The sequence below is a fragment of the Pseudescherichia sp. genome (assembly GCF_032052675.1).
Classification (GTDB): domain Bacteria; phylum Pseudomonadota; class Gammaproteobacteria; order Enterobacterales; family Enterobacteriaceae; genus Pseudescherichia.
This window is the reverse complement of sequence record NZ_DAMBWA010000003.1, coordinates 372,913-395,611: the sequence shown is the minus strand read 5'-3', so window position 1 is coordinate 395,611 and position 22,699 is coordinate 372,913. Positions and strand designations below refer to the sequence as shown.

Here is a 22,699-nt window from a genome sequence, read left to right as displayed (position 1 = left end):
GCCGCCCGGCACAACGAGCAACGCCCGGTGGCGCTGCGCTTACCGGGCCTACACTCGTCTTTACGGCTTGGCGACAAAGCCAATGGCTTGGTATACCGCTTTCAGCGTCTCTGCGGCGCGAGCGCTGGCTTTCTCGGCACCCTCTTTCATAATGCGCTGCAGGAAGGCTTCATCGTTACGATAGCGGTGGTAGCGCTCCTGAAGCTCGGTCAGCATGCCGGAAACCGCTTCCGCGACTTCACCCTTCAGGTGGCCATACATTTTGCCTTCGAAGTGCTGCTCCAGCTCGGCAATGCTCTGCCCGGTCACGCCAGAGAGGATATCCAGCAGGTTAGAGACGCCCGCCTTCTCCTTCACGTCGTAGCGCACGACCGGCGGCTCTTCGGAGTCGGTTACCGCACGCTTGATCTTCTTCACCACCGACTTCGGATCTTCCAGCAGGCCGATAACGTTGTTGCGGTTATCGTCAGACTTGGACATCTTCTTGGTCGGCTCCAGCAGCGACATCACGCGGGCACCGGATTTCGGAATGAACGGCTCCGGTACTTTGAACACGTCGCCGTAGATAGCGTTAAAGCGCTGGGCGATATCGCGGCTCAGCTCCAGATGCTGCTTCTGATCCTCACCAACCGGGACCTGGTTGGTCTGATAGAGCAGAATGTCTGCCGCCATCAGCACCGGGTAGTCAAACAGGCCGGCGTTGATGTTCTCGGAGTAGCGCGCTGACTTGTCTTTAAACTGGGTCATGCGGCTCAGCTCGCCGAAATAGGTGTAGCAGTTCAGCGCCCAGCCCAGCTGCGCGTGCTCCGTCACGTGGGACTGAACGAAAATGGTGCTCTTCTCGGGATCGATCCCGCAGGCCAGGTAGAGCGCCAGCGTATCCAGGGTGGCCTTGCGCAGCTTCTCTGGATCCTGACGGGCGGTAATGGCGTGGAGATCGACGATGCAGTAGATGCAGTCGTAGTCATCCTGCATGGTTACCCACTGGCGCAGCGCACCCATATAGTTGCCGATGGTCAGTTCACCTGAGGGCTGTGCGCCACTAAAGACGATGGGCTTAGTCATTTTTCTGTTCCTGATGTTCACTATATGGAAGCCCAAGCGCGGGCAGTAACTCTTTGAAATGGTCGAAGATATGATCCGGTTCGCTCAGCGCGATGGCTTCGCCGTAGTTGTAGCCGTAGGTGAGGCCCACGGCGGCGCAGCCAGCCGCCTTCGCCGCCTGAATATCATTCCGCGAATCGCCAACAAACAGCAACGCCTGCGGCGCCACCCCTAGCTTCTCGGCTACCAGCAGCAGCGGCTCCGGGTGCGGCTTTTTGTTTTTGACGTCGTCACCGCCGATCACCAGCGTGAAATAGCGGGCGATATCCAGCGCCTCCAGCAGCGGCGCAACAAACGGCGTCGGCTTGTTGGTTACCAGCGCCAGCGGATAGCCCTCTTCATGCAGCGCGGCCAGGGTGCCAGCCACGTCCGGGAAGAGGAAGCTGCCCTCTTCGACGGCCTCGGCATAGTAGCGGTCAAACAGCTTGCGCAGGATGCGGGCCTGCTCCTCTTCGGGAATGGCAGCATGATCGATAGCCGGTTTGCCCGCCATCGCACGCTGGCTGGCGTGCTCCTGACGAGACCAGGCCAGCGCCCGCTGCATCAGTACATCTGCACCGTTGCCGATCCACGTGACTACTCGCGCCTCACCGGCGGCAGGCAGCTCCAGGGCATAAAGCGCCTGGTCTACCGCCTGGGTCAGGCCTGGGGCGCTATCCACCAGCGTGCCGTCGAGATCGAAGGCAACCGCACGGATCCCATCGATTTTTTTAACCATGATGAACCTTTGCCAGCTCGCTGCGCATGTTATCGATCACCTTGCGATAATCCGGCTGGTTAAAAATAGCCGAGCCCGCGACAAACATATCTGCACCAGCAGCGGCAATCTCACCGATGTTATCCGCCTTCACGCCGCCATCAACTTCAAGGCGAATATCGTAGCCAGAGGCATCAATACGACGGCGCACTTCGCGCAGCTTATCGAGCGTATGAGGAATAAAAGATTGGCCACCGAAGCCAGGGTTGACCGACATCAGCAGGATGACGTCCAGCTTGTCCATAACGTAGTCAAGCCAGCTCAGGGAGGTCGCCGGGTTGAATACCAGCCCCGCTTTGCAGCCATGCTCTTTAATCAGCTGCAGCGAGCGGTCGACGTGCTCGGTAGCTTCCGGATGGAAAGTAATAATGCTCGCGCCTGCGGCAGCGAAATCCGGGATCAGACGATCAACCGGTTTCACCATCAGGTGGACGTCAATCGGGGCGGTGATGCCATAGTCGCGCAGGGCTTTCAATACCATCGGCCCCATCGTCAGGTTGGGGACGTAGTGGTTATCCATGACGTCAAAATGCACCACGTCACCACCGGCCGCCAGCGCGTTCGCGGTGTCCTCACCCAGGCGGGCAAAGTCAGCCGACAGAATTGAAGGGGCAATCAAATACTGTTTCATCCGCATCTCCTTGAGAACTATTTTTTGTCTGCCGGGCGATAGAGCGCCAGCAGTTCGTCCACCTTTTTGCGTGTGCCACCGTTGCTGCTAATGCTGCGGCGCACTTTAACCTGAAAATGCGTCGCCGCTTTGTACCACTCACGGGTGTCCGGCGTATCGTGATTCGAAATTAACACCGGGATTTGCTTGCTGACCAGCATTTCCGCCATCTCTGCCAGACGCGCCTGCTCTAGCGGGCTAAAGCTGTTGGTATGGTAGGCGGTAAAGTTCGCCGTTGCGGAGAGAGGCGCATAGGGCGGATCGCAATAGACCACGGAGTTAACGTCGGCGAGTTCCATGCACTCCTCATACGAGAGGCAACGAAACTCTGCGCTCTGCGCCTTTTCAGCAAAATGGTACAGCTCGGCTTCCGGGAAGTAGGGCTTTTTATATCGGCCAAAGGGCACGTTAAACTCGCCGCGCAGGTTATAGCGGCACAGGCCGTTATAGCCGTGGCGGTTAAGATATAAAAACAGCACCGCACGCCGCAAGGGATCCTGGCACTGGTTGAACTCGCTACGCAGTTGGTAGTAGATCTCAGCCTGGTTATGCTGCGGCGTAAACAGCTCGCGGGCGCTGAGAACGTACTCATCGGTGCGGGTTTTAACGATATTGTAGAGACCGATCAGATCGCTGTTGATATCCGCAAGGATATAGCGCGAAAAGTCGGTATTCAGAAATACCGACCCGGCCCCGACGAAGGGTTCAATGAGACACTCACCCGGCGGTAAATGTTTTTTAATGTCGTCGAGCAGGGGGTACTTCCCCCCTGCCCATTTCAGAAAAGCGCGATTTTTTTTCATGCTGACTAACTAATGACACCCTTTGCAGCTGGGGCGGAAGCCCGACAGCATTTGCGCTTTACTCATTACTTGAGATCGGCCTGCACCTGATGCAGCGGCTTCGCCCACGGGTTTTTCGCCTGCACGTCGGCTGGCAGCGTAGAGACGGCGCGTTTCGCTTCATCTTTCGAAGCATAGACGCCGCTCACCAGCACATACCACGGCTGACCGTTACGCGAAGTCTGATAAACCACGAAGTTTTTCAGATTCTCTTTCTTCGCCCACGCGTTCAGGTTGTTGTAGTTCGACGAGCTGCTCAGCTGCAGCGTGTAGTGGCTGCCCGGCGCTGACTTCAGAGAACCCACGTTGCCGGTAGAGGCGTTGGCCGTGGCCGCAGGCGCTGCTGCTGCGGCGGCGGCTGGCGCAGGGGTCGTCGTAGCAGGCTTAGCCGACTGGGTCGGTGCCGTTGCCGTGACCGCTGCAGACGGTTTTGCCGCAGGCGCTGCGCTGGCCGTTGCTTTTGGCTGGGTAGCGCTGGCCGCCGGCGCGGTCGTGGCCGCCGTCTCGGTACGCTTCGGCTGGGTAGCCGCTTTCGGCGCACTCTGAGCTGGCTTCGGCTCAATGGTGGTCTGCTGGCGCTCGGTGCGCGGCGCAGCACGATGCTCGGTTGCGGATGCCTGACGCTCAGACGCGGCAGCCTGGCGCGATTCCGCTGCTTTAGCGTTATGCACCGGCGCGACGGTAGCAGGCTCGGTTGGCAGAGTGGAGTTCACCGCCACGCTGTTTATCTGGTTTTGATTCTGCGGCTGCGCCAGCGCGTTGTTTAGATCGCCCTGCACTTCTACGCGCTGCTGCCCTTCCGGCGCGGCAGCTGTCTGCCCCTCGGTTGGGGTGGAAGCGATTGGCGGCAGGGAGACATCCTGCGGATTACCCGCCGTCTGCTCAGCCGAGGTAGCGCCTGGCGCAGGCTGCGTGCCATTGGCCTGATCGGCGGCGTTATCTGACAGGTTGACGCTCTTCTCAGCCGATGCCTGTTCGCTGCCGGAATTATCGGCAGGCGATTTCAATGCGGAGCCAATGCCAACGATCAGCAGCAGCAGAACCAGGATCCCCAGCCCCATCATCAGGTACTGGCGGGAGGCGGGTTTGGCGGCAGGGGCTTTTTTACGCTTGCGGGGACGACGCTCTACGCGCTCCTCATCCACGGCGCTCTCTTCCAGCTCCTCCTCTTCCTCATAGCTTTCGTCTACCTCTTCACGTGCTTTGCGCGTCCGTGAAGGGCGACGATCGTCAGCGTCCAGATCGACATCATCGAAGTTGATCTGCGGATCGCTGTCGCGTTCAGAAGACTGGCGCGTGCGACCAGGGCGACGATCGCTGGGATCGGTTTTCAGCTCGTCTTCTGGTTTGAATTCATCCATTTAACACCCCACTCAAAGGCTAATGCCAACCACTAGTGCGCATTGCCCGAAGTTAAACACCACGACTGGCGTGGCCAGACCTTTCTAGTTTTCACGCCTGCTGGCAATCAGCAATAGCGCCAAGAACAACATCGTGTGGCACTCCGCCACGTACTTCACTCTTCCCTATCGCCAGCGGCAGGACTAAACGCATCTCGCCCGCCAGCACCTTTTTGTCACGCAGCATGTGAGGAATGTAGGCCTCTGCGGACATCTCCTGCGGACCGTTGACCGGTAGGCCAGCGCGCGTGAGTAAGGTAATAATTCGCTGCGTATCGTCCCGGCTAAACTGGCCGAGGCGTTCGGCTGCGCGTGCTGCCATAACCATTCCCGCCGCCACCGCTTCACCGTGCAGCCAGTTACCGTAGCCCATTTCGGCTTCGATAGCGTGACCAAACGTGTGGCCTAAGTTGAGTAAAGCACGTAAGCCTGTCTCACGCTCGTCCGCGGCGACAACTTCAGCTTTCAGTTCACAACAGCGGCGAATGCAGTAGGCCAGGGCCGGGCCGTCGAGACGCAGAAGCGCATCAAGATTCTCTTCGAGCCAGCTAAAGAACGCGGCGTCAAGAATGATGCCGTACTTGATGACTTCAGCCAGACCAGAGGAGAGTTCGCGCGCCGGAAGCGTCGCCAGGCAGTCGAGATCGACGACTACCGAGGCGGGCTGGTAGAACGCGCCGATCATATTTTTGCCGAGAGGGTGATTCACCGCCGTCTTGCCGCCAACGGAAGAATCGACCTGAGAAAGGAGCGTGGTGGGCACCTGAATAAAGCGTACGCCACGTTGATAGCTCGCTGCCGCGAAGCCGGTAAGATCGCCGACCACGCCGCCGCCAAGGGCGATCAGCGTCGTGTCGCGCCCGTGAGGTTTCTGCAACAGCGCGGTGAAGACCGTATCCAGAACCGCCAGGCTTTTGTACTGCTCGCCGTCCGGCAGCACAACGCTGTCTACCCGCACGCCCGCCAGTTCAAGAACATGGCGGATTTTTTCAAGATAGAGCGGAGCCAGCGTTTCGTTAGTGACCAGCATCACCTGGTCGCCTGACTTCAACGGCAAGAAGGAAGCTGGATCGTTAAACAAACCAGCCGCGATGGTGATTGGGTAACTACGTTCCCCAAGAGTGACGGTAATCCTCTCCATGACGCGACATCCACCTTAATTGCGTAAACCTGCAGGCGTTATAGTAAGCCAGAATCAGTTGCTTTCCAGCATATGAATAATCTGGTTTGCGACCACTTTTGCGCTCTGATCGTCGGTGCGGATGGTGACGTCGGCAATCTCTTCGTAGAGAGGGTTCCGTTCGTCAGCCAGCGCTTCGAGAACTTCCCGCGGCGGCGTCTCCACCTGTAACAGTGGGCGTTTTTTATCACGTTGAGTACGAGCCAGCTGCTTTTCAATAGTGGTTTCCAGATACACCACTACGCCACGGGCGGAGAGACGATTACGGGTTTCGCGGGATTTCACAGAGCCGCCGCCTGTCGCCAGCACAATGCCCTGCTTCTCGGTCAGTTCGTTAATGACCTTTTCTTCGCGATCGCGGAAACCTTCTTCACCTTCTACATCGAAGACCCAGCCCACATCAGCTCCGGTTCGTTTCTCAATCTCTTGATCAGAATCGTAAAATTCCATATTGAGTTGTTGAGCTAACTGACGCCCAATAGTGCTTTTGCCGGCACCCATAGGCCCAACCAGAAAGATATTGCGTTTCTCTGCCATTTTTTCGGTACTACTATAAGACTATTCGTTAATGGTAAACCCACTTCGCAGACACCTGGCGGAGCAGGACATGAACTGAAACCTCATATGCGTAAGTTCGAGAATCAGACTGAAAATTATCTCAATACTCGCGCTGTTTTGGCAACTGAATAAATCACCAACCTTGCGAAGAGGCCAATTGAGGTAAGACGGGAGTAGCTGACGCTCAAAATCGGTACTCCTTGTAAGCTAATTCATCCCTCACGTCAAACACCTGAGTTCAGTTCATGGCAAAAATCATCATATTTGAACGGCACCATTAGCGCGTTAATGCAGCGGCATGAGACGTGGTGTGATGAAAACCACCAGCTCGCGGCGCTCGTTATCGTTACCATCGTGGCGAAAAAGGCGACCAAACCAGGGCAGGCTGCCAAGCCCGGGCACGCTCTCGCTGCCGGATTTATTCTGTTGTTGAAAGATGCCGCCCAGCGCCAGCGTATCACCGCTGCCTACTTCCACCTGGGTTTCGATCTCCTGCTTATCGATAGCCAGTACCTCACCGTCCGCCTGCTGGAGCACCTGGCCGGGCATATTCTGGCTGATATGCAGCTTCAGGCGCACCCTGCCGCCCTGCAGCACCGTTGGCGTCACCTCCATCCCCAGTACCGCCTCCTTGAACTCCACCGAGGTCGCGCCGCTTTCGCCGCTGGAGACCTGATAGGGAATTTCACTGCCCTGCTTAATACTGGCAGGCTGCTGATGCGAGGCCAGCAGGCGCGGGCTGGCGATAATCTCCAGCTGCTGCGCCTGCTCAAGGGCCGACAGCTCGACGTCCAGCAGGCGGCCATCGATGCGTCCAATATTGAATCCCACGCGCGTTGTGGCCTCGCTCACCGAAAGATCGCTGCTCAGGGTGGTGATATCGCCGATCTTCCCTGCCGCCTGCGCTTCGGCCAGCGTCCATTTAATTCCCAGTTCGCGCAGGCTCTTTTCATTAATAGTTACAATATGGGCCGCCAGCTCGACCTGGGCGACGGGCAGATCCATCTGTGCGATCCAGTGCTCCATAGCCTGTAGCGCCGCTGCGTTGTCGCGCAGCAGCAGGCGGTTCAACCGTTTATCAACCATTATTGTACCCTGCGGGCTCAGCAGCTTCCCTCCCGCCTTGGCCAGCTCTTCCGCTTCGGCATAGCGTAGCGTAACGCTCTTCCCTACCAGCGGTAGCGTGCTCTGCCGCTGGGTTTTATCAGCCTCACGCCTCTCCTGCTGCTGTTGCCCCCACGCCTGGGTATGCACCTGAAGAATGCTGCCCTCTTTCTGCAGGATCAGCCCAGCGCTGGCGATCACCGTTTGCAGAGCCTGCTTCCACGGAACGTCCACCAGATGCAGGGAGAGCGTGCCGCTGACCTCTGGCGCAACGATAAGGTTGTACCGGCCCAGCTCAGCCAGGGTCTGCAATACTTGCCCCACGGGAACATCATCAACGACCAGCGTCACCGGTACGGGGCTTTTTGCCCACGTCGGCAACGCGCCGAGGATCAGCCCTGCTGCCGTTATCCATTTTTTCATCCTCAACTCCTTGTCGCTGCCACTGCCACTGCGCCGGTTCGCAGCCCGCGGCGGTGGCAATCTGCAACCTCTGCTCTGTGACCGAGACGACGCGCCAGCCGGTCGCCATACTCTCCCCCGCCGACGCTCTGTACCATCTCCCCTCTGGATTACGCAGCACGCCCCGGCGATGGCCGTTAACGTTAATAAAACCCTGGTAGCGCCACTGGGCCAGCGCTGCTGTCTGACAGCGGTCCGGCGGTGGCTGAAAAGGATCGCGCATGCCCAGCAGCAGCGGCAGCGTCAGCAGTAGTACCCGGCGCGTGTCAGGGATCATCAGCACTCTCCAGCTCAAGGCACAGATGCAGTACGCCCTCTTTTAACGTCAATGAAAAGGCGGTGGCCTGCATACGCTGTTCGGCGAGGCGGACAAAGGTCTGGGGTACATCCTGCCACCCGGTTTGCAGCACCAGCTCACCGCCACGCTCGTCTGGATGCCAGCTCAGCAGCCGGGCGCTGCCGGTCTGAAAAGCCAGTGCGGAGAAGGCGTGCTCGGGCTGGCGCGCCGTTATCGTCTGCTCCCCTGCCTGGCGCAGCGGCATGGCGCTTGCCCATAGCTGGCTGCGGCTCTGCTGCTGAGCGTGCAGCTCGACTAACCGCTGCGCCTGTTCGCGCACGCCTGGCCGCACCACCAGCAGCCAGGCCAGCGCGGCGCAGCCCAGGGTGATAATCAGCCAGATGATGCCCCGGCTACGGGCCGAGAACGAAATCCAGCGCTCAGGGTTAAAGGGCATGGGACACGTCCGGACGCAGAGCGTAATGAAATTGCCAGCGCCCCTGCGCATCCCGCGAGGTGGCGCCGGGTTTACCCATACGCAGGCCAGGAAGCGCATTGAGCGCTGTTTCAAGCTGGCCCAGGGCTGCAAAGCTTACCGCATAGCCTGCCAACGACAGCATGCCCTGCTGATAGCGCAGCTCGCTCAGCCACGCCTGCTCCGGCAGCGTTTCAGCAAGGCGAGTTAATATCCGCTGCCACTCTCGCGTGGCCTGTAATCGCAGGTGACGCTGCTGCTGTGCCTGCTGCATCACCTGCTGAGCAAGCAGACGCGCCTGGCGCTCCGCCAGCCCTGCGTGCAACGTGACGCCCGCCTGCTGCACCACGCTTAGCCGCTGGTTCTCCTGAAGGACGCGCATGCGCAGCATCACCGTCAGCAGCACAATCAGCAGCAGGGTGGCAGAGAAGATCGTCAGCCAGACGCGCAGAGTGCGCCGATGCCGCTGGGCGCGCCAGGGGAGAAAATTAACCGCCTGCGCCACTACGCATCTCCCAGCGCCAGGCCAATGGCCACCGCCCAGGCCGCGCCGTTTTTCGGCAGCGGCGCAGAAAGCCGTGCAATGGCGCTCCAGGGATCGAAACCAGCAGGCCCAGCATCACACAGCGCGGCTTCCTCCTGCGGCAGACCCAGCACCTGGGCCAGTTCATCCAGGGTCTTAGCATCTTCACGCGCGCGCCGTCCCCAGCCGTTGCGCGTTGCCCAGAGCCACTGGGCCGCATCGCGCCAGGCCAGCCAGCGCTGTGGTGGGGTGAGCAGCGGGATAAAGCGCTGTAGCGCACAGGCGTCAGGGGTAATGGCCGAGAGGTGGAGGCTAAGGTTATCCGCCAGCGTCAACAGCTCGGCAACGTCACTGCTCTGTGCCGCCGTCACGCTGTAAGCGCGCTGTACGCTGTCGTCGGTATAATCGAAGCGCAGGTCATCCGCGGGCATCCCTAGCTCGCGGGCAAGGCTATTTGCTACCCACTGCAGCTGGGCACTTTCGCCTAGCCTTACGGCGGGACGAGCCAACCTCTTTTGCAGCGTACGCCCGGCGGGAAAGGCGAGGCTAATCTGGTGCCTGCGCGGCAGCGTTTTACTCCACGCCTGCAGCGCCGTGCGGAGGTGTTCAGGTTGCCTAATCTGCCCATCAATAATCGTCCCCGCCTCCAGCGGCAGCAGCCACCAACGGCGCAGCGCTGAGTGTGATTTTTCCTGCGTTAGCGCGATGGCGTAGACGCCATCCTGCTGAATATGAAGGCCAATTTGCCAGCGACTGATTGCCATAAATCGCGATCTCCTTATCGTTCGTCAGGGTGACGGCTATATCAATGCATCTGGCTTGCCTTTATACTACCGCGCGATTGTTTATAAACTGCCCAAAGAAAACTAAATGGGAAATCTCCGGTGAAGTTCGTAAAGTATCTATTTATCCTTGCAGTCTGTTGCATTCTGCTGGGAGCAGGCTCGGTTTATGGCCTCTACAAATTTATTGAGCCACAGCTGCCTGACGTCGCCACGCTGAAAGATGTGCGGCTGCAAATTCCGATGCAGGTTTATACCGCCGACGGCGAGTTAATTGCGCAGTACGGCGAAAAGCGCCGCATTCCGCTGACCCTGGATCAGATCCCGCCTGTTATGGTCAAAGCCTTCATTGCCACCGAAGACAGCCGTTTTTATGAGCATCACGGCGTCGATCCGGTGGGTATTTTCCGCGCCGCCAGCGTCGCGCTCTTCTCCGGCCGCGCTTCCCAGGGGGCAAGTACCATTACGCAGCAGCTGGCGCGTAACTTCTTCCTGAGCCCGGAAAAGACCCTGATGCGTAAGCTGAAAGAGGTTTTCCTCGCCATCCGTATCGAACAGATGATGACCAAGGATGAGATCCTTGAGCTCTATCTGAACAAGATCTACCTCGGCTATCGCGCCTATGGCGTCGGCGCGGCGGCGCAGGTCTATTTTGGCAAGTCTGTCGATCAGCTTACCCTCAGCGAAATTGCGGTGATCGCCGGGCTGCCAAAGGCGCCGTCCACCTTCAACCCGCTCTACTCCCTCGACCGAGCCACCTCGCGGCGTAACGTGGTGCTGGCGCGGATGTTAAGCGAAGGCTATATCAGCCAGTCGCAGTACGACAGCGCCCGCAGTGAAGCCATTGATGCCAACTACCACGCGCCGAAGATCGCCTTCTCCTCCCCTTATCTCTCTGAAATGGTGCGCCAGGATATGGTGTCGCGCTACGGTGAGAAGGCCTATGAAGATGGCTATCGGGTCTACACCACCATCACACGCAAGACCCAGGAGGCGGCCCAGCAGGCGGTGCGCGACAACGTGATGGATTACGATATGCGCCACGGCTATCGCGGACCGGCAAACGTGCTGTGGAAGCTGGGCGAAAGCCCCTGGGATAGCAAAAAAATTACCGACTCTTTAAAAGCGTTGCCGACCTACGGGCCGCTGCTGCCTGCCGTGGTTATGCAGGCCAATGCCCAGGAGGCGACGGCAATGCTGGCCGACGGCACCTCGGTGTCGCTGCGTATGGACGGGGTGCGTTGGGCGCGTCCTTTCCGCTCTGATACTGCCCAGGGTGCGACGCCGCGTAGAGTGACCGATGCGGTGCAGGCTGGACAGCAGATCTGGGTCCGCCAGGTGAACGACGCCTGGTGGCTGGCGCAGGTCCCCGAGGTAAACTCTGCCCTGGTCTCCATCAATCCGCAGAACGGGGCGATCATCGCGCTGGTAGGCGGCTTCGATTTCAACCAGAGCAAGTTTAACCGCGCCACCCAGGCGCTGCGCCAGGTCGGCTCGAACATCAAACCGTTCCTCTATACCGCGGCGATGGACAAAGGGCTAACGCTGGCGAGCATTCTTAACGACGTGCCTATTTCACGCTGGGATGCGGGCGCAGGCTCTGACTGGCGACCGAAAAACTCGCCGCCGGAGTATGCTGGTCCTATCCGTCTACGCCAGGGGTTAGGCCAGTCGAAAAACGTGGTCATGGTGCGGGCCATGCGGGCGATGGGCGTTGACTACGCCGCTGAGTATCTGCAGCGCTTCGGCTTCCCGGCGCAGAACATTGTCCACACTGAATCGCTGGCGCTCGGCTCCGCCTCCTTCACCCCGCTGCAGGTCGCGCGCGGCTATTCGGTAATGGCGAACGGTGGCTTCCTGATCGACCCGTGGTTTATCAGCAAGATCGAAAACGACCAGGGTAAGGTGCTGTTTGAAGCGCAGCCGAAAGTAGCCTGCGCGGAGTGTGATATTCCGGTGATCTACGGTGAGACGCAGAAGTCTAATGTGCTGGAGAACAGCAACGTGGAAGATGTGGCCGTGTCGCAAGAGCAGCAGAACCTTACCGTGCCCATGCCGCAGCTCGAACAGGCCAACCAGGCGCTGGTGGCGCAGACCGGTGCGCCGCAGTATGCGCCGCATGTGATTAACACGCCGCTCTCCTTCCTGATTAAAAGCGCGCTGAACAGCAATATCTTTGGCGAGCCGGGCTGGCAGGGTACCGGCTGGCGTGCCGGTCGCGATCTGAAGCGTAACGATATCGGCGGCAAAACCGGCACCACCAACAGCTCGAAAGATGCCTGGTTCTCCGGCTATGGCCCTGGCGTCGTGACTTCGGTATGGATTGGCTTTGACGATCACCGCCGCGATCTTGGCCGCACCACTGCCTCCGGCGCGATTAAAGATCAGATCTCAGGCTATGAAGGGGGTGCGAAGAGCGCCCAGCCGGCATGGGATGCCTTTATGAAGAGCGTGCTGGACGGCGTACCGGAGGCACCGCTCACGCCGCCGCCGGGTATTGTGACGGTGAATATCGATCGCAGCACCGGGCAGCTGGCCAACGGCGGTAACAGCCGTCAGGAGTATTTCATTGAAGGCACGCAGCCAACCCAGCAGGCGGTGCATGAGGTGGGAACAACGCTTATTGATAATGGCGAGACGCACGAGCTCTTCTAGCGTGTAAAATGCCGGGTGGCGGCTTCGCCTGACCCGGCCTACATTTTGTCGCGGTAGGCCCGGCAAGCGTTAGCGCCGCCGGGCGTTACTGAATTTATAGTCGTCCCTGCCCTTTCAGCCATTCACGTACTAAAAACAGCGCGCTCACGTTGCGGGCCTCGTTAAAATCGGGGTCCTCCAGCAGATCCATCAGATGCGCCAGCGGCCAGCGCACCTGCGGCAGCGGCTCCGGCTCATCCCCCTCCAGCGACTCCGGATAGAGATCTTCCGCGACCACGATATTCATCTTGCTGGAGAAGTAGGAGGGCGCCATGCTGAGCTTCTTCAGGAAAGTCAGCTGGTTAGCACCAAAGCCAATCTCCTCTTTTAGCTCACGGTTCGCCGCCTCATAGACGTTCTCGCCAGCGTCTATGAGCCCTTTCGGGAACCCCAGCTCATAGGATTCAATGCCGACGGCATATTCGCGGATCAGCATCACGTGCTCATCGACAATGGCGACAATCATAACGGCTTCGCGGGTCGAAGGGCGCATACGCTCATATACGCGGCGAACGCCGTTGCTAAATTCCAGATCCACGCTTTCGACGTTAAACAGGCGAGATTTAGCCACCGTCTCTACGTTAAGAATGGTGGGTTTTTGCAATGATTTGCTCATTATGATGGGTCTTTAGAGTGAAAACTTTTGTCATTGTGCGGCAAACCGCACGGTTTCGGCAACGGCAATTGCCTTTTATTTACATTTATGCAACTTAGAGGTAAGGCATTAATCATTTCACTAAAAAAGTCAAGAGATTGAAATAAAACTAAGAATTTGCTGATATGGTCCACGACACGGCTTTGTTACCATCGCGCGCTGCTACTATTCGCTTCGCCAACAAGGTGCACCGACTACACCTCTGTAAGAAAAGTAAGATGGGAAAAGCATGAGCACCATTTTGATTTTTATCGCTGCTATGCTGGCCTGCGCACTCCTTGCAGGGTGGTTCTTCAGACGACGTTCACACCGTCGCTTCCGTCTGCCGTACCTGCCGGATTTTGCCGGCGCGGCGAACCGTAAGCTCACGCCGGAAGAGCGTAGCGCGGTAGAAGCCTATATCGAGACGCTATCCCGTACCCAGCAGGCGCCTGGCCTGACGGGCGCCACCGCGGCGCCGATCTCGCTCTCCCTGAATGCACAAAGCAATACGGTACTCTCCGTTACCCACTCGATCACCCGCTACGGCATTAACAGCGACGATCTGAATAAGTGGCGCTACTTCCTCGACTCGGTCGAAGTCCATTTGCCGCCGTTCTGGGAACAGTATATTACCGACGAGAACGTGGTTGAGCTTATCCGCACCGATACGCTGCCGCTGGTGATCTCTCTTAACGGCCATACGCTAAGCGACTCAATCCAGGAAGCGCGCGGCTATGCGCTGGAGCTGCCCTCGTCCACCCAGACCTCTATCCGTGGGGAAGAGAGCGAACAGATTGAGTTGCTGAATATTCGTCAGGAGACGCGAGAGGAGTATGCTCTCAGTCGCCCGGACGGCCTGCGCGAAGCGCTCTTGATCGTTACCTCATTCCTGCTGTTCTATTTCTGTCTCGCGACGCCGGACGTTTTTGTACCGTGGATGGCTGGCGGTGCGGTCATGCTGCTCGCCGCCGGACTGTGGGGGATCTTCGCCCCGCCGGCTAAAAATACCCTGCGGGAGATCCACTGTCTGCGCGGCACGCCCCGGCGCTGGGGGCTGTTTGGTGAAAACAACCAGGAGCAGATCAATAACATCTCGTTAGGAATTATCGATCTGATCTACCCCCGCCACTGGCAGCCCTATATCACCCAGGATCTGGGCCAGCAGACCGATATTGATATCTATCTCGACCGCCACGTGGTGCGCCAGGGACGGTTTTTATCCCTGCATGATGAAGCAATCAACTTCCCCTTACAGCACTGGCTGCGCAGCGCAATTATCTCTCTCGGCGCGCTGGTGGTGCTGGTGCTGCTGCTGATCTGGGTGCCGCTGGATATGCCGGTTAAATTTACCCTGTCGTGGATGAAAGGCGCACAGACCGTTGAGGCCACCAGCGTCAGCCAGCTGGAGCAGGCCGGGCTGCGGGTAGGCGATACCCTGAGTATCCAGGGGACCGGCATGTGCAATATCCATATGCAGGAGAACTGGCGCGGGCGGCAAAACTCCCCCTTCTCACCGTTCGACTGCTCGCAGATTATCTGGAACGACGCGCCGCCGCTGCCGCTGCCGGAATCCGATATCGTCAATAAAGCGAACGCGCTGATCCAGGCGGTTAACCGCCAGCTGCACCCCTCCAGCGAGGAGGATTCCCACGTCAGCGCCGCGCTGCGCTCGGCGATTCAGAAGTCGGGTATGGTGCTGCTGGATGATTTTGCCGAGATCGTGCTGAAAACCCAGGATCTCTGCTCTGCCGAAGATGAGTGCGTAAGGCTTAAAAATGCGCTGGTAAACCTCGGTAACACCAAAGATTGGGAGACGCTGACCAAACGCGCCAGCGCTGGCAGGCTCAGCGGCGTAAACGTCCTGCTGCGTCCGGTCAGCGCCGAATCCCTCGATAATCTGGTCACTACCTCAACCGCCCCCTTCCTGCTGCGCGAGACGTCCCGTGCCGCCCAGGCGCTGAATAGCCCGGCGCCGGGCGGGTTTGTGATTGCCAGCGATGAAGGCAGCGAGCTGGTGGATCAGCCCTGGCCACCCATCGCGCTCTATGACTATCCGCCACAGGAGCAGTGGAACGAGTTCCAGCGGCTGGCCCAAATGCTGATGCAGACCCCGTTTAGCGCCGAGGGTATCGTCACGAATATCTATACCGATGCCAACGGAACGAAGCATGTCAGCCTGCACCGGATGCCATCCAGCGCCGGGCTGTGGCGCTATATTGGTACCGCGCTGCTGCTGCTGGCGATGATCGTCTGCACCCTCTATAACGCCGTTCAGGCGATTCGCCGCTACCAGCGCCATCGCTCACGTCTTGCCGATATTCAGGAGTATTACGACAGCTGCCTGAACCCGCAGCTGCTGCAGGCCTCCGACAGCCTCATCTGATAGCCTGATCTGATAAAAGCGGTGCGCGTCGGGGTATGCTACCCTGTCGCGCTTAACCGTTCGCAGGAGTTCCTCATGCATATTGATATCAACTGGCAGGACGTGGAGACCGTGCTGCTGGATATGGACGGCACGCTGCTGGATCTGGCGTTCGATAACTACTTCTGGCAGACGCTGGTACCGGAAACCTTTGGTTCCACGCGCGGCCTGACGCCGTCACAAGCGCAGGCGCACATACAGGCGGAGTACCATGCCGTGCAGCATACGCTAAACTGGTACTGTCTGGATTACTGGAGCGAACGTCTCGGCCTCGATATCTGTGCCATGACCACCGCCCAAGGGCCGCGTGCCATCCTGCGTGAGGATACCGTGCCTTTTCTGGACGCGCTGAAAGCCTGCGGCAAGCGTCGGATCCTGCTCACCAATGCGCATCCGCACAACCTGGCGGTGAAGCTTGAGCATACCGGACTTGGCGCACACCTTGATTTATTGCTTTCTACCCACACATTTGGTTATCCGAAAGAGGATGAACGATTGTGGCAGGCCGTCGTTGAGGCTACCGGCCTGAATCCGGAGAAGACGCTGTTTATTGATGACAGCGAGCCGATTCTGGATGCAGCGGCGACATTCGGTATTCGTTACTGCCTCGGCGTCACCAATCCTGACTCCGGGCTGGCGGAGAAGCGTTATCAGCGCCATCCTGGACTCAACGACTATCGCCGCCTGATCCCCTCCCTCAAATGAAGGAGATGCGATGAAAGAGAAGCCCGCGCAAGAAGTCCGCTTAGACAAATGGCTCTGGGCGGCGCGTTTTTACAAAACCCGTGCTCTTGCCCGCGAGATGATTGAGGGCGGTAAAGTGCACTACAACGGGCAACGCAGCAAACCGGGGAAAGCCGTCGAGCTGAATGCCACGCTGACCCTGCGCCAGGGAAACGATGAACGTACGGTGGTGATAAAAGCCATCACCGATCAGCGCCGTCCGGCAAGCGAGGCGGTGGCGCTGTATGAAGAGACGGCGGAGAGTATTGAAAAACGCGAGAAGATGGCGCTAGCCCGCAAGATGAACGCGTTAACGATGCCGCATCCGGAGCGCCGCCCGGATAAAAAAGAGCGCCGCGACCTGATGAAATTTAAATACGGTGATGACGAATAGTCGTCGCCCTCCAGAGAGATAATTATGGCCCAACACGACCAATTACACCGCTATCTGTTTGAAAACTACGCTGTTCGTGGCGAACTGGTAACGGTATCCGAAAGCCTGCGGCAGATCCTTGAAAACCACAGCTACCCGCAGCCGGTGAAAAACATCCTCGCGGAGCTGCTGGTGGCCACCAGCCTGTTGACCGCCACGCTGAAGTTTGCCGGTGATATTACCGTCCAGCTGCAGGGCGATGGCCCGATGAGCCTGGCGGTGATCAACGGCAACAACCAGCAGCAGCTGCGCGGTGTGGCCCGTGTGCAGGGCGAGATCGCGGACGATGCCGATCTGAAAACCCTGGTCGGCAACGGCTATCTGGTGATCACCATTTCCCCGGAAGAGGGCGAACGCTATCAGGGCGTGGTGGGTCTGGAAGGCGATACGCTGGCGGCATGCCTGGAGGACTACTTCATGCGCTCAGAGCAGCTGCCGACGCGCCTCTATATCCGCACCGGCGAGGTCGATGGCCTGCCTGCCGCAGGCGGTATGCTGTTACAGGTGCTGCCAGCCCAGGATACCGACGCTAACGACTTTGAACATCTGGCGACGCTGACCGATACCATCAAAACGGAAGAGCTGCTGACCCTGCCGGCGAACGAAGTGCTGTGGCGTCTGTATCACGAAGAAGAGGTGACGCTCTACGATCCGCAGGACGTTGAGTTCAAGTGTACCTGCTCCCGTGAACGCTGTGCCGGGGCATTAAAAACCCTGCCGGATGAGGAGATCGACAGCATTCTGGAGGAAGATGGCGAAATCGATATGCATTGCGACTACTGTGGCAATCACTATCTGTTTAACGCGATGGATATTGCCGAGATCCGCAACAACGCTTCTCCTGCCGATCCACAAGTACACTGATTACTTGCTCCCCCAGCGCGTCGCCCGACGGCGCGCTGCTCCCCCCTTCCCTATCACTACCGCGCTGATCATCACTTTCCTGAAACCGTTACGTAATTTTATTACCGGAAAGCGATTACACTCACAATCTTACCGATAAAATGACCTGCGTTTTGCCTTTATGGAGCATTTTCACTATGCATCTGATGAATCCTGCCATAATTTGTCTCGCTTGCGGGTACATGTAATAGCGTTTTCACCAGCGAAGGCGTGTCTGGATGCGTAAATCTATGAGCCTCGTCGCGGTTACCCCCCTCAGAATAACCCTACAATCGCAGGCAATACATATTGGCTAAGGAGCAGTGACATGCGCGTTAAACGTTTAACCCCGCAGGATCTCAAGGCTTATGGTATCAATGATGTTCAGGATATCGTCTATAACCCCGACTACGATACGCTGTATCAGGAGGAACTCCGTCCAGACCTGGAAGGATTTGAGCGGGGCATACTGACGAATTCGGGCGCCGTCGCCGTCGATACCGGCGTGTTTACCGGGCGTTCGCCGAAAGATAAGTACATTGTCCGCGATGACACCACCCGCGATACCGTGTGGTGGGCCGATAAAGGCAAAGGCAAAAACGACAACAAACCGCTCTCTCCCGCGGTATGGCAGCAGCTGAAAGGGCTGGTGACCGAGCAGCTCTCCGGCAAGCGGCTGTTTATTATCGACGCTTTTTGCGGTGCGAATGCTGATACCCGCCTCGCCGTGCGCTTTATTACCGAAGTGGCCTGGCAGGCGCACTTTGTGAAAAACATGTTTATCCGCCCGACAGAGGAGGAGCTGGCTGACTTTACGCCGGACTTTATCGTCATGAACGGCGCAAAATGCACGAACCCGCAGTGGAAGACGCAGGGTCTCCACTCTGAGAATTTTGTCGCCTTTAATCTGACCGAGCGTATTCAGCTTATCGGCGGAACCTGGTACGGCGGCGAGATGAAAAAAGGGATGTTCTCGATTATGAACTACCTGCTGCCGCTTAAGGGCGTTGCCTCTATGCACTGCTCGGCGAACGTCGGCGAAGCGGGCGATGTCGCGGTGTTCTTTGGCCTCTCCGGCACCGGCAAAACCACGCTCTCCACCGATCCCAAGCGCCGCCTGATTGGCGATGACGAGCACGGCTGGGATGACGACGGCGTGTTTAACTTTGAGGGCGGCTGCTACGCCAAGACCATCAAACTCTCCCGCGAGGCGGAGCCGGACATCTATAACGCGATCCGCCGTGACGCGCTGCTGGAGAACGTGACCGTACGCGACGACGGCACTATCGATTTTGATGACGGCAGCAAGACCGAAAACACCCGCGTCTCTTATCCCATCTACCATATCGATAATATCGTCAAGCCGGTGTCAAAAGCGGGCCACGCGACAAAGGTTATTTTCCTCACCGCCGACGCCTTTGGCGTACTGCCGCCGGTTTCACGCCTGACCGCTAACCAGACGCAGTACCACTTTCTCTCCGGCTTTACCGCCAAGTTGGCCGGTACCGAGCGCGGCGTAACGGAGCCTACCCCCACCTTCTCTGCCTGCTTCGGCGCAGCGTTCCTCTCTCTGCATCCGACGCAGTATGCCGAGGTGCTGGTTAAACGGATGCAGGCCTCCGGCGCGCAGGCCTATCTGGTGAATACCGGCTGGAACGGCACGGGGAAACGGATCTCTATTAAGGATACGCGGGCCATTATTGATGCCATCCTCGACGGATCCATTGATGAGGCTGACACCTTTACGCTGCCAATATTTGATCTGGCGATCCCTACCAGCCTGCCGGGCGTCGATCCGCAGATCCTCGACCCGCGTAATACCTACGCCTCTCCCGAGCAGTGGCAGGAGAAGGCCACCGCGCTGGCGAAGCTGTTTATTGAGAACTTTGAGAAGTATACCGATACGCCAGCGGGTGCGGCGTTGGTTAGCGCGGGACCGAAGTTATAACCTCTCCCCGGCGGCGCTTTGCTTGCCGGGGCTACAAAACCACAGCCGTAGGCCCGGTAAGGCGAAGCCGCCACCGGGCATTTTTAATAGGCTTAACTTTGTACACGGGTGACCGGTACGGGGAACCAGGCGCGAATGGCAAGACCGCCGCGCTCGCTGGTGCTGAGCTCCAGCATACCGTTATGGTTATCAACGATACGCTGTACGATGGCCAGCCCTAGTCCGGTGCCGCTGGTACTGCGGGCGCTGTCGCCGCGCACAAAGGGCTGGAACAGGTGCTTGCGCTGCTCCGGCTTGATACCCGGACCGTCGTCCTCGACCTGGAACCAGGCGCGGTTCGCCTCGCTGCCGCTGCTGACCCGGATCCAGCCGTTACCGTAGCGGGCGGCGTTCACCACCATATTGGCGATGGCGCGCTTAATCGACAGTGGATGCATCCGCAGGTAGATCTCTTCCGGATAGAGCGCAGTGTCAATTTCACGCTCGTAGCCGCTCTCTGCCGCAATGACTTCCCCCAGCACCGCATTCAGCTCGGCTATCTCCATCGGCATCTCCTGCCCGGTACGCAGATAGTCGATAAACTGTTCGATGATGGCGTTGCACTCTTCGATATCTTTGTTGATCGACTCCGACAGGTAGCCATCCTGCTCGCCCATCATCTCCGTCGCCAGCCGAATGCGGGTCAGCGGCGTACGCAGATCGTGACTGACGCCAGCCATCAGCAGGGTACGATCGTCGGCAAGCTGCTTGACCCCTGCCGCCATCTGGTTGAAGGCCCGGGTCACGGAGCGCACCTCCGACGCGCCGTACTCGCGCAGCGGGGGTGGGATCTGCCCTTTCCCCACCTTCAGCGCCGCATGCTCAAGATCCACCAGCGGTCGGTTCTGAATACGTATAAAGAGCCACGCCCCGCCTATCGCCAGCAGCATAATCGCCAGGGTATAGCGGAACAGCGGTGAGAAGTCGCCCTGATGGATCTCAGTGAGCGGCACGCGCACCCAGATATTGGGCGACAGCCAGGTCTTCAGCCACACCACCGGCGAGCTTTTGTTTACCTCGACGCGCACTTCCGTCGGACCACCCAGCTGCTGGGCCATCTGCTGGCTTAAAAAACCATAGTGCTGCGCCCAGCGCAGACCGGCATCTTCCGCCGCCTCGTTCGAGTAGAGCGAAATCCCCAGCTCGCGATAGATCTCCCGGCGAAAAGCCGGGGGCACCACCAGCTGCGTGCCATCCTCCAGCTGCAGCTTATCGGTCATCAGCATACGGACTTCGTACGCCAGCACCTTATTAAACTGCTGCAGGCTGGGCAGGATCGCAAAGTTCAGCACCACCAGATAGGTTGTCACCAGGCTGACAAACAGCAGGGTGACAATCAGCAGCAGCGTGCGGGCAAATGAACTTCGCGGCGAGAAGCGCAGTCGCCTCATGCTTTAGAGCCGTCCGGCACAAAGACGTAGCCCAGACCCCAGACGGTCTGAATATAGCGCGGGTGCGCCGGATCCTCTTCCACCATGCGGCGCAGGCGGGAGATCTGCACGTCAATGGAGCGCTCCATCGCCGAGTATTCACGGCCGCGCGCCAGGTTCATCAGCTTATCGCGGGAGAGCGGCTCACGCGGATGGCTGACCAGCGCCTTCAGTACCGCAAACTCACCGCTGGTGAGCGGCATCGGCTCATCTTCGCGGAACATTTCACGGGTGCCGAGGTTGAGCTTGAACTTACCAAACTGAATAACGGCCTCATCCTGCGACGGCGCGCCGGGCAGTTCGTTGGCCTGGCGGCGCAGCACCGCACGGATGCGGGCCAGCAGTTCGCGAGGGTTAAACGGCTTCGGAATATAGTCGTCTGCGCCGATCTCCAGCCCTACGATACGGTCAACCTCTTCCCCTTTCGCCGTCACCATAATGATCGGCATAGGGTTGCTCTGGCTACGCAGGCGGCGGCAGATGGACAAACCATCCTCGCCGGGAAGCATCAGGTCGAGTACCATCAGGTGGAAAGATTCACGGGTAAGCAGGCGATCCATCTGTTCTGCGTTGGCCACGCTGCGAACCTGGAAGCCTTGCTCGGTGAGATAACGTTCCAGCAGTGCGCGCAGGCGCATATCGTCATCGACGACCAGAATCTTATAATTCTCTTGCATTGTTTGTACTCCCAAAGGTTCGGACAATATAAGTGCGTATTCTAAAAAAGTGTGCGCCGACCACCAGCTAAATCTGGTATACATTCTAGTCGAAATTGTTACAAAGCATATTTAACAGCAGCTTAAAGGCAGAAACCGGATGAAAACGCCACTTATCACCCGAGAAGGTTACGACAAGCTTAAACAGGAGCTGGACTATCTCTGGCGTCAGGAGCGCCCGGAGGTCACTAAAAAGGTGACCTGGGCCGCAAGCCTCGGTGACCGCAGTGAGAATGCTGACTATCAGTATAATAAAAAACGCCTGCGGGAAATTGACCGCCGTGTCAGATACCTGACGAAATGTCTGGAAAACCTGAAAATTGTCGATTACTCCCCGCAGCAGGAGGGCAAAGTCTTCTTTGGCGCGTGGGTGGAGATCGAGAACGATGACGGCGACACCAAACGGTTTCGCATCGTGGGCTACGACGAAATTTTTGGCCGCAAGGACTATATCTCTATCGACTCCCCGATGGCTCGCGCGCTGCTAAAGAAAGAGGTGGGTGACCTGGCGATTGTGCAGACGCCGGGCGGCGAAGCAAGCTGGTACGTCAACGAAATCGAGTACGTTAAATAGTCCTGGAGCATCCTCCCCGGCTGGCATTTTTGCCAGCCAGTCCGTATAACTATCCCCCTGATTTTCG

At 58.3% G+C, this 22,699-nt stretch carries 22 protein-coding genes; 7 read left to right on the top strand and 15 right to left on the bottom strand.

The window, feature by feature from the left end; all coding sequences use genetic code 11:
* Positions 1-60: 60 nt before the first annotated feature.
* The 12 genes from trpS to RTX96_RS06575 form a co-directional block, all read right to left on the bottom strand.
* A complete protein-coding gene (trpS, locus tag RTX96_RS06630; RefSeq protein ID WP_103820306.1) occupies positions 61-1,065 on the bottom strand; it encodes a tryptophan--tRNA ligase in 1,005 nt (334 codons plus the stop codon).
* Positions 1,058-1,822: a phosphoglycolate phosphatase gene (gph, locus tag RTX96_RS06625; RefSeq protein WP_103820307.1), complete on the bottom strand. Its 765-nt coding sequence runs from the start codon at positions 1,820-1,822 to the stop codon at positions 1,058-1,060. The genes trpS and gph overlap by 8 nt, the downstream gene beginning before the upstream one ends.
* Entirely contained in the window at positions 1,815-2,492 is a 678-nt protein-coding gene (gene rpe / locus RTX96_RS06620) for a ribulose-phosphate 3-epimerase (RefSeq protein ID WP_312268528.1), read from the bottom strand. Before rpe ends, gph begins: the two co-directional genes overlap by 8 nt.
* Positions 2,493-2,509: 17 nt before the next feature.
* Positions 2,510-3,334, bottom strand: a complete 825-nt coding sequence (gene dam / locus RTX96_RS06615; RefSeq protein ID WP_103820309.1) for an adenine-specific DNA-methyltransferase — start codon at positions 3,332-3,334, stop codon at positions 2,510-2,512.
* Positions 3,335-3,399: 65 nt separating this feature from the next.
* Complete coding sequence (gene damX / locus RTX96_RS06610) at positions 3,400-4,734, bottom strand: cell division protein DamX (protein WP_312670602.1); 1,335 nt, start codon at positions 4,732-4,734, stop codon at positions 3,400-3,402.
* A 91-nt stretch (positions 4,735-4,825) separates the two neighbouring features.
* Positions 4,826-5,914: a 3-dehydroquinate synthase gene (aroB, locus tag RTX96_RS06605; RefSeq protein ID WP_312268525.1), complete on the bottom strand. Its 1,089-nt coding sequence runs from the start codon at positions 5,912-5,914 to the stop codon at positions 4,826-4,828.
* 54 nt (positions 5,915-5,968) lie between these two features.
* On the bottom strand, positions 5,969-6,490 hold the full coding sequence (gene aroK / locus RTX96_RS06600) for a shikimate kinase AroK (protein ID WP_003861630.1): 522 nt from the start codon (positions 6,488-6,490) through the stop codon (positions 5,969-5,971).
* 306 nt (positions 6,491-6,796) lie between these two features.
* Positions 6,797-8,038, bottom strand: a complete 1,242-nt coding sequence (hofQ, locus tag RTX96_RS06595) for a DNA uptake porin HofQ (protein WP_312670601.1) — start codon at positions 8,036-8,038, stop codon at positions 6,797-6,799.
* Positions 7,950-8,354, bottom strand: coding sequence for a HofP DNA utilization family protein (locus RTX96_RS06590; protein WP_312670600.1), 405 nt, complete (start codon positions 8,352-8,354; stop codon positions 7,950-7,952). The genes hofQ and RTX96_RS06590 overlap by 89 nt, the downstream gene beginning before the upstream one ends.
* On the bottom strand, positions 8,344-8,811 hold the full coding sequence (locus RTX96_RS06585) for a hypothetical protein (protein WP_312670599.1): 468 nt from the start codon (positions 8,809-8,811) through the stop codon (positions 8,344-8,346). Before RTX96_RS06585 ends, RTX96_RS06590 begins: the two co-directional genes overlap by 11 nt.
* A complete protein-coding gene (locus RTX96_RS06580; RefSeq protein ID WP_103820315.1) occupies positions 8,801-9,334 on the bottom strand; it encodes a PilN domain-containing protein in 534 nt (177 codons plus the stop codon). Before RTX96_RS06580 ends, RTX96_RS06585 begins: the two co-directional genes overlap by 11 nt.
* Positions 9,334-10,116: a pilus assembly protein PilM gene (locus RTX96_RS06575; protein WP_103820316.1), complete on the bottom strand. Its 783-nt coding sequence runs from the start codon at positions 10,114-10,116 to the stop codon at positions 9,334-9,336. The genes RTX96_RS06580 and RTX96_RS06575 overlap by 1 nt, the downstream gene beginning before the upstream one ends.
* A 120-nt stretch (positions 10,117-10,236) precedes the next feature.
* Here RTX96_RS06575 and mrcA point away from each other — a divergent pair, with 120 nt between their 5' ends.
* Complete coding sequence (gene mrcA, locus RTX96_RS06570) at positions 10,237-12,789, top strand: peptidoglycan glycosyltransferase/peptidoglycan DD-transpeptidase MrcA (protein WP_312670598.1); 2,553 nt, start codon at positions 10,237-10,239, stop codon at positions 12,787-12,789.
* A gap of 94 nt (positions 12,790-12,883) precedes the next feature.
* Here the strand turns inward: mrcA and nudE are convergent, their stop codons facing one another.
* Complete coding sequence (gene nudE / locus RTX96_RS06565) at positions 12,884-13,444, bottom strand: ADP compounds hydrolase NudE (protein ID WP_103820318.1); 561 nt, start codon at positions 13,442-13,444, stop codon at positions 12,884-12,886.
* A 268-nt stretch (positions 13,445-13,712) separates the two neighbouring features.
* Between nudE and RTX96_RS06560 the strand changes: the two genes are divergently transcribed.
* From RTX96_RS06560 to pckA, 5 genes are all read left to right on the top strand, one after another.
* Entirely contained in the window at positions 13,713-15,848 is a 2,136-nt protein-coding gene (locus RTX96_RS06560) for an intracellular growth attenuator family protein (protein ID WP_312670597.1), read from the top strand.
* Positions 15,849-15,923: 75 nt separating this feature from the next.
* Positions 15,924-16,592, top strand: coding sequence for a GMP/IMP nucleotidase (gene yrfG, locus RTX96_RS06555; RefSeq protein ID WP_312670596.1), 669 nt, complete (start codon positions 15,924-15,926; stop codon positions 16,590-16,592).
* Between the two features lie 10 nt (positions 16,593-16,602).
* Positions 16,603-17,004, top strand: a complete 402-nt coding sequence (hslR, locus tag RTX96_RS06550; RefSeq protein WP_103820321.1) for a ribosome-associated heat shock protein Hsp15 — start codon at positions 16,603-16,605, stop codon at positions 17,002-17,004.
* Positions 17,005-17,028: 24 nt separating this feature from the next.
* On the top strand, positions 17,029-17,907 hold the full coding sequence (gene hslO, locus RTX96_RS06545) for an Hsp33 family molecular chaperone HslO (protein WP_312268515.1): 879 nt from the start codon (positions 17,029-17,031) through the stop codon (positions 17,905-17,907).
* Between the two features lie 346 nt (positions 17,908-18,253).
* Positions 18,254-19,873: a phosphoenolpyruvate carboxykinase (ATP) gene (gene pckA / locus RTX96_RS06540; protein ID WP_312670595.1), complete on the top strand. Its 1,620-nt coding sequence runs from the start codon at positions 18,254-18,256 to the stop codon at positions 19,871-19,873.
* A 92-nt stretch (positions 19,874-19,965) separates the two neighbouring features.
* On the opposite strand, the gene envZ is transcribed toward pckA, so the two are convergent.
* A complete protein-coding gene (envZ, locus tag RTX96_RS06535) occupies positions 19,966-21,303 on the bottom strand; it encodes a two-component system sensor histidine kinase EnvZ (protein WP_103820324.1) in 1,338 nt (445 codons plus the stop codon).
* Entirely contained in the window at positions 21,300-22,019 is a 720-nt protein-coding gene (gene ompR, locus RTX96_RS06530) for a two-component system response regulator OmpR (protein WP_042393138.1), read from the bottom strand. Before ompR ends, envZ begins: the two co-directional genes overlap by 4 nt.
* A 139-nt stretch (positions 22,020-22,158) precedes the next feature.
* On the opposite strand from ompR, the gene greB reads away from it, so the two are divergent.
* Positions 22,159-22,632 carry a transcription elongation factor GreB gene (gene greB, locus RTX96_RS06525; RefSeq protein WP_103820325.1) on the top strand — a complete coding sequence of 158 codons (474 nt, stop codon included), beginning with the start codon at positions 22,159-22,161 and terminating at the stop codon, positions 22,630-22,632.
* Positions 22,633-22,699 lie beyond the last annotated feature (67 nt).

Excerpts from the sequence above, each read along its gene's own strand:
- damX (WP_312670602.1), bottom strand. The coding sequence starts at position 4,734 with ATGGATGAATTCAAACCAGAAGACGAGCTGAAAACCGATCCCAGCGAT.
- ompR (WP_042393138.1), bottom strand. The coding sequence starts at position 22,019 with ATGCAAGAGAATTATAAGATTCTGGTCGTCGATGACGATATGCGCCTG.
- pckA (WP_312670595.1), top strand. The coding sequence starts at position 18,254 with ATGCGCGTTAAACGTTTAACCCCGCAGGATCTCAAGGCTTATGGTATC.
- RTX96_RS06590 (WP_312670600.1), bottom strand. The coding sequence starts at position 8,354 with ATGATCCCTGACACGCGCCGGGTACTACTGCTGACGCTGCCGCTGCTG.
- trpS (WP_103820306.1), bottom strand. The coding sequence starts at position 1,065 with ATGACTAAGCCCATCGTCTTTAGTGGCGCACAGCCCTCAGGTGAACTG.
- RTX96_RS06575 (WP_103820316.1), bottom strand. The coding sequence starts at position 10,116 with ATGGCAATCAGTCGCTGGCAAATTGGCCTTCATATTCAGCAGGATGGC.
- gph (WP_103820307.1), bottom strand. The coding sequence starts at position 1,822 with ATGGTTAAAAAAATCGATGGGATCCGTGCGGTTGCCTTCGATCTCGAC.
- hofQ (WP_312670601.1), bottom strand. The coding sequence starts at position 8,038 with ATGAAAAAATGGATAACGGCAGCAGGGCTGATCCTCGGCGCGTTGCCG.
- envZ (WP_103820324.1), bottom strand. The coding sequence starts at position 21,303 with ATGAGGCGACTGCGCTTCTCGCCGCGAAGTTCATTTGCCCGCACGCTG.
- dam (WP_103820309.1), bottom strand. The coding sequence starts at position 3,334 with ATGAAAAAAAATCGCGCTTTTCTGAAATGGGCAGGGGGGAAGTACCCC.
- aroB (WP_312268525.1), bottom strand. The coding sequence starts at position 5,914 with ATGGAGAGGATTACCGTCACTCTTGGGGAACGTAGTTACCCAATCACC.
- hslR (WP_103820321.1), top strand. The coding sequence starts at position 16,603 with ATGAAAGAGAAGCCCGCGCAAGAAGTCCGCTTAGACAAATGGCTCTGG.
- rpe (WP_312268528.1), bottom strand. The coding sequence starts at position 2,492 with ATGAAACAGTATTTGATTGCCCCTTCAATTCTGTCGGCTGACTTTGCC.
- nudE (WP_103820318.1), bottom strand. The coding sequence starts at position 13,444 with ATGAGCAAATCATTGCAAAAACCCACCATTCTTAACGTAGAGACGGTG.
- greB (WP_103820325.1), top strand. The coding sequence starts at position 22,159 with ATGAAAACGCCACTTATCACCCGAGAAGGTTACGACAAGCTTAAACAG.
- aroK (WP_003861630.1), bottom strand. The coding sequence starts at position 6,490 with ATGGCAGAGAAACGCAATATCTTTCTGGTTGGGCCTATGGGTGCCGGC.
- hslO (WP_312268515.1), top strand. The coding sequence starts at position 17,029 with ATGGCCCAACACGACCAATTACACCGCTATCTGTTTGAAAACTACGCT.
- yrfG (WP_312670596.1), top strand. The coding sequence starts at position 15,924 with ATGCATATTGATATCAACTGGCAGGACGTGGAGACCGTGCTGCTGGAT.
- RTX96_RS06560 (WP_312670597.1), top strand. The coding sequence starts at position 13,713 with ATGAGCACCATTTTGATTTTTATCGCTGCTATGCTGGCCTGCGCACTC.
- RTX96_RS06585 (WP_312670599.1), bottom strand. The coding sequence starts at position 8,811 with ATGCCCTTTAACCCTGAGCGCTGGATTTCGTTCTCGGCCCGTAGCCGG.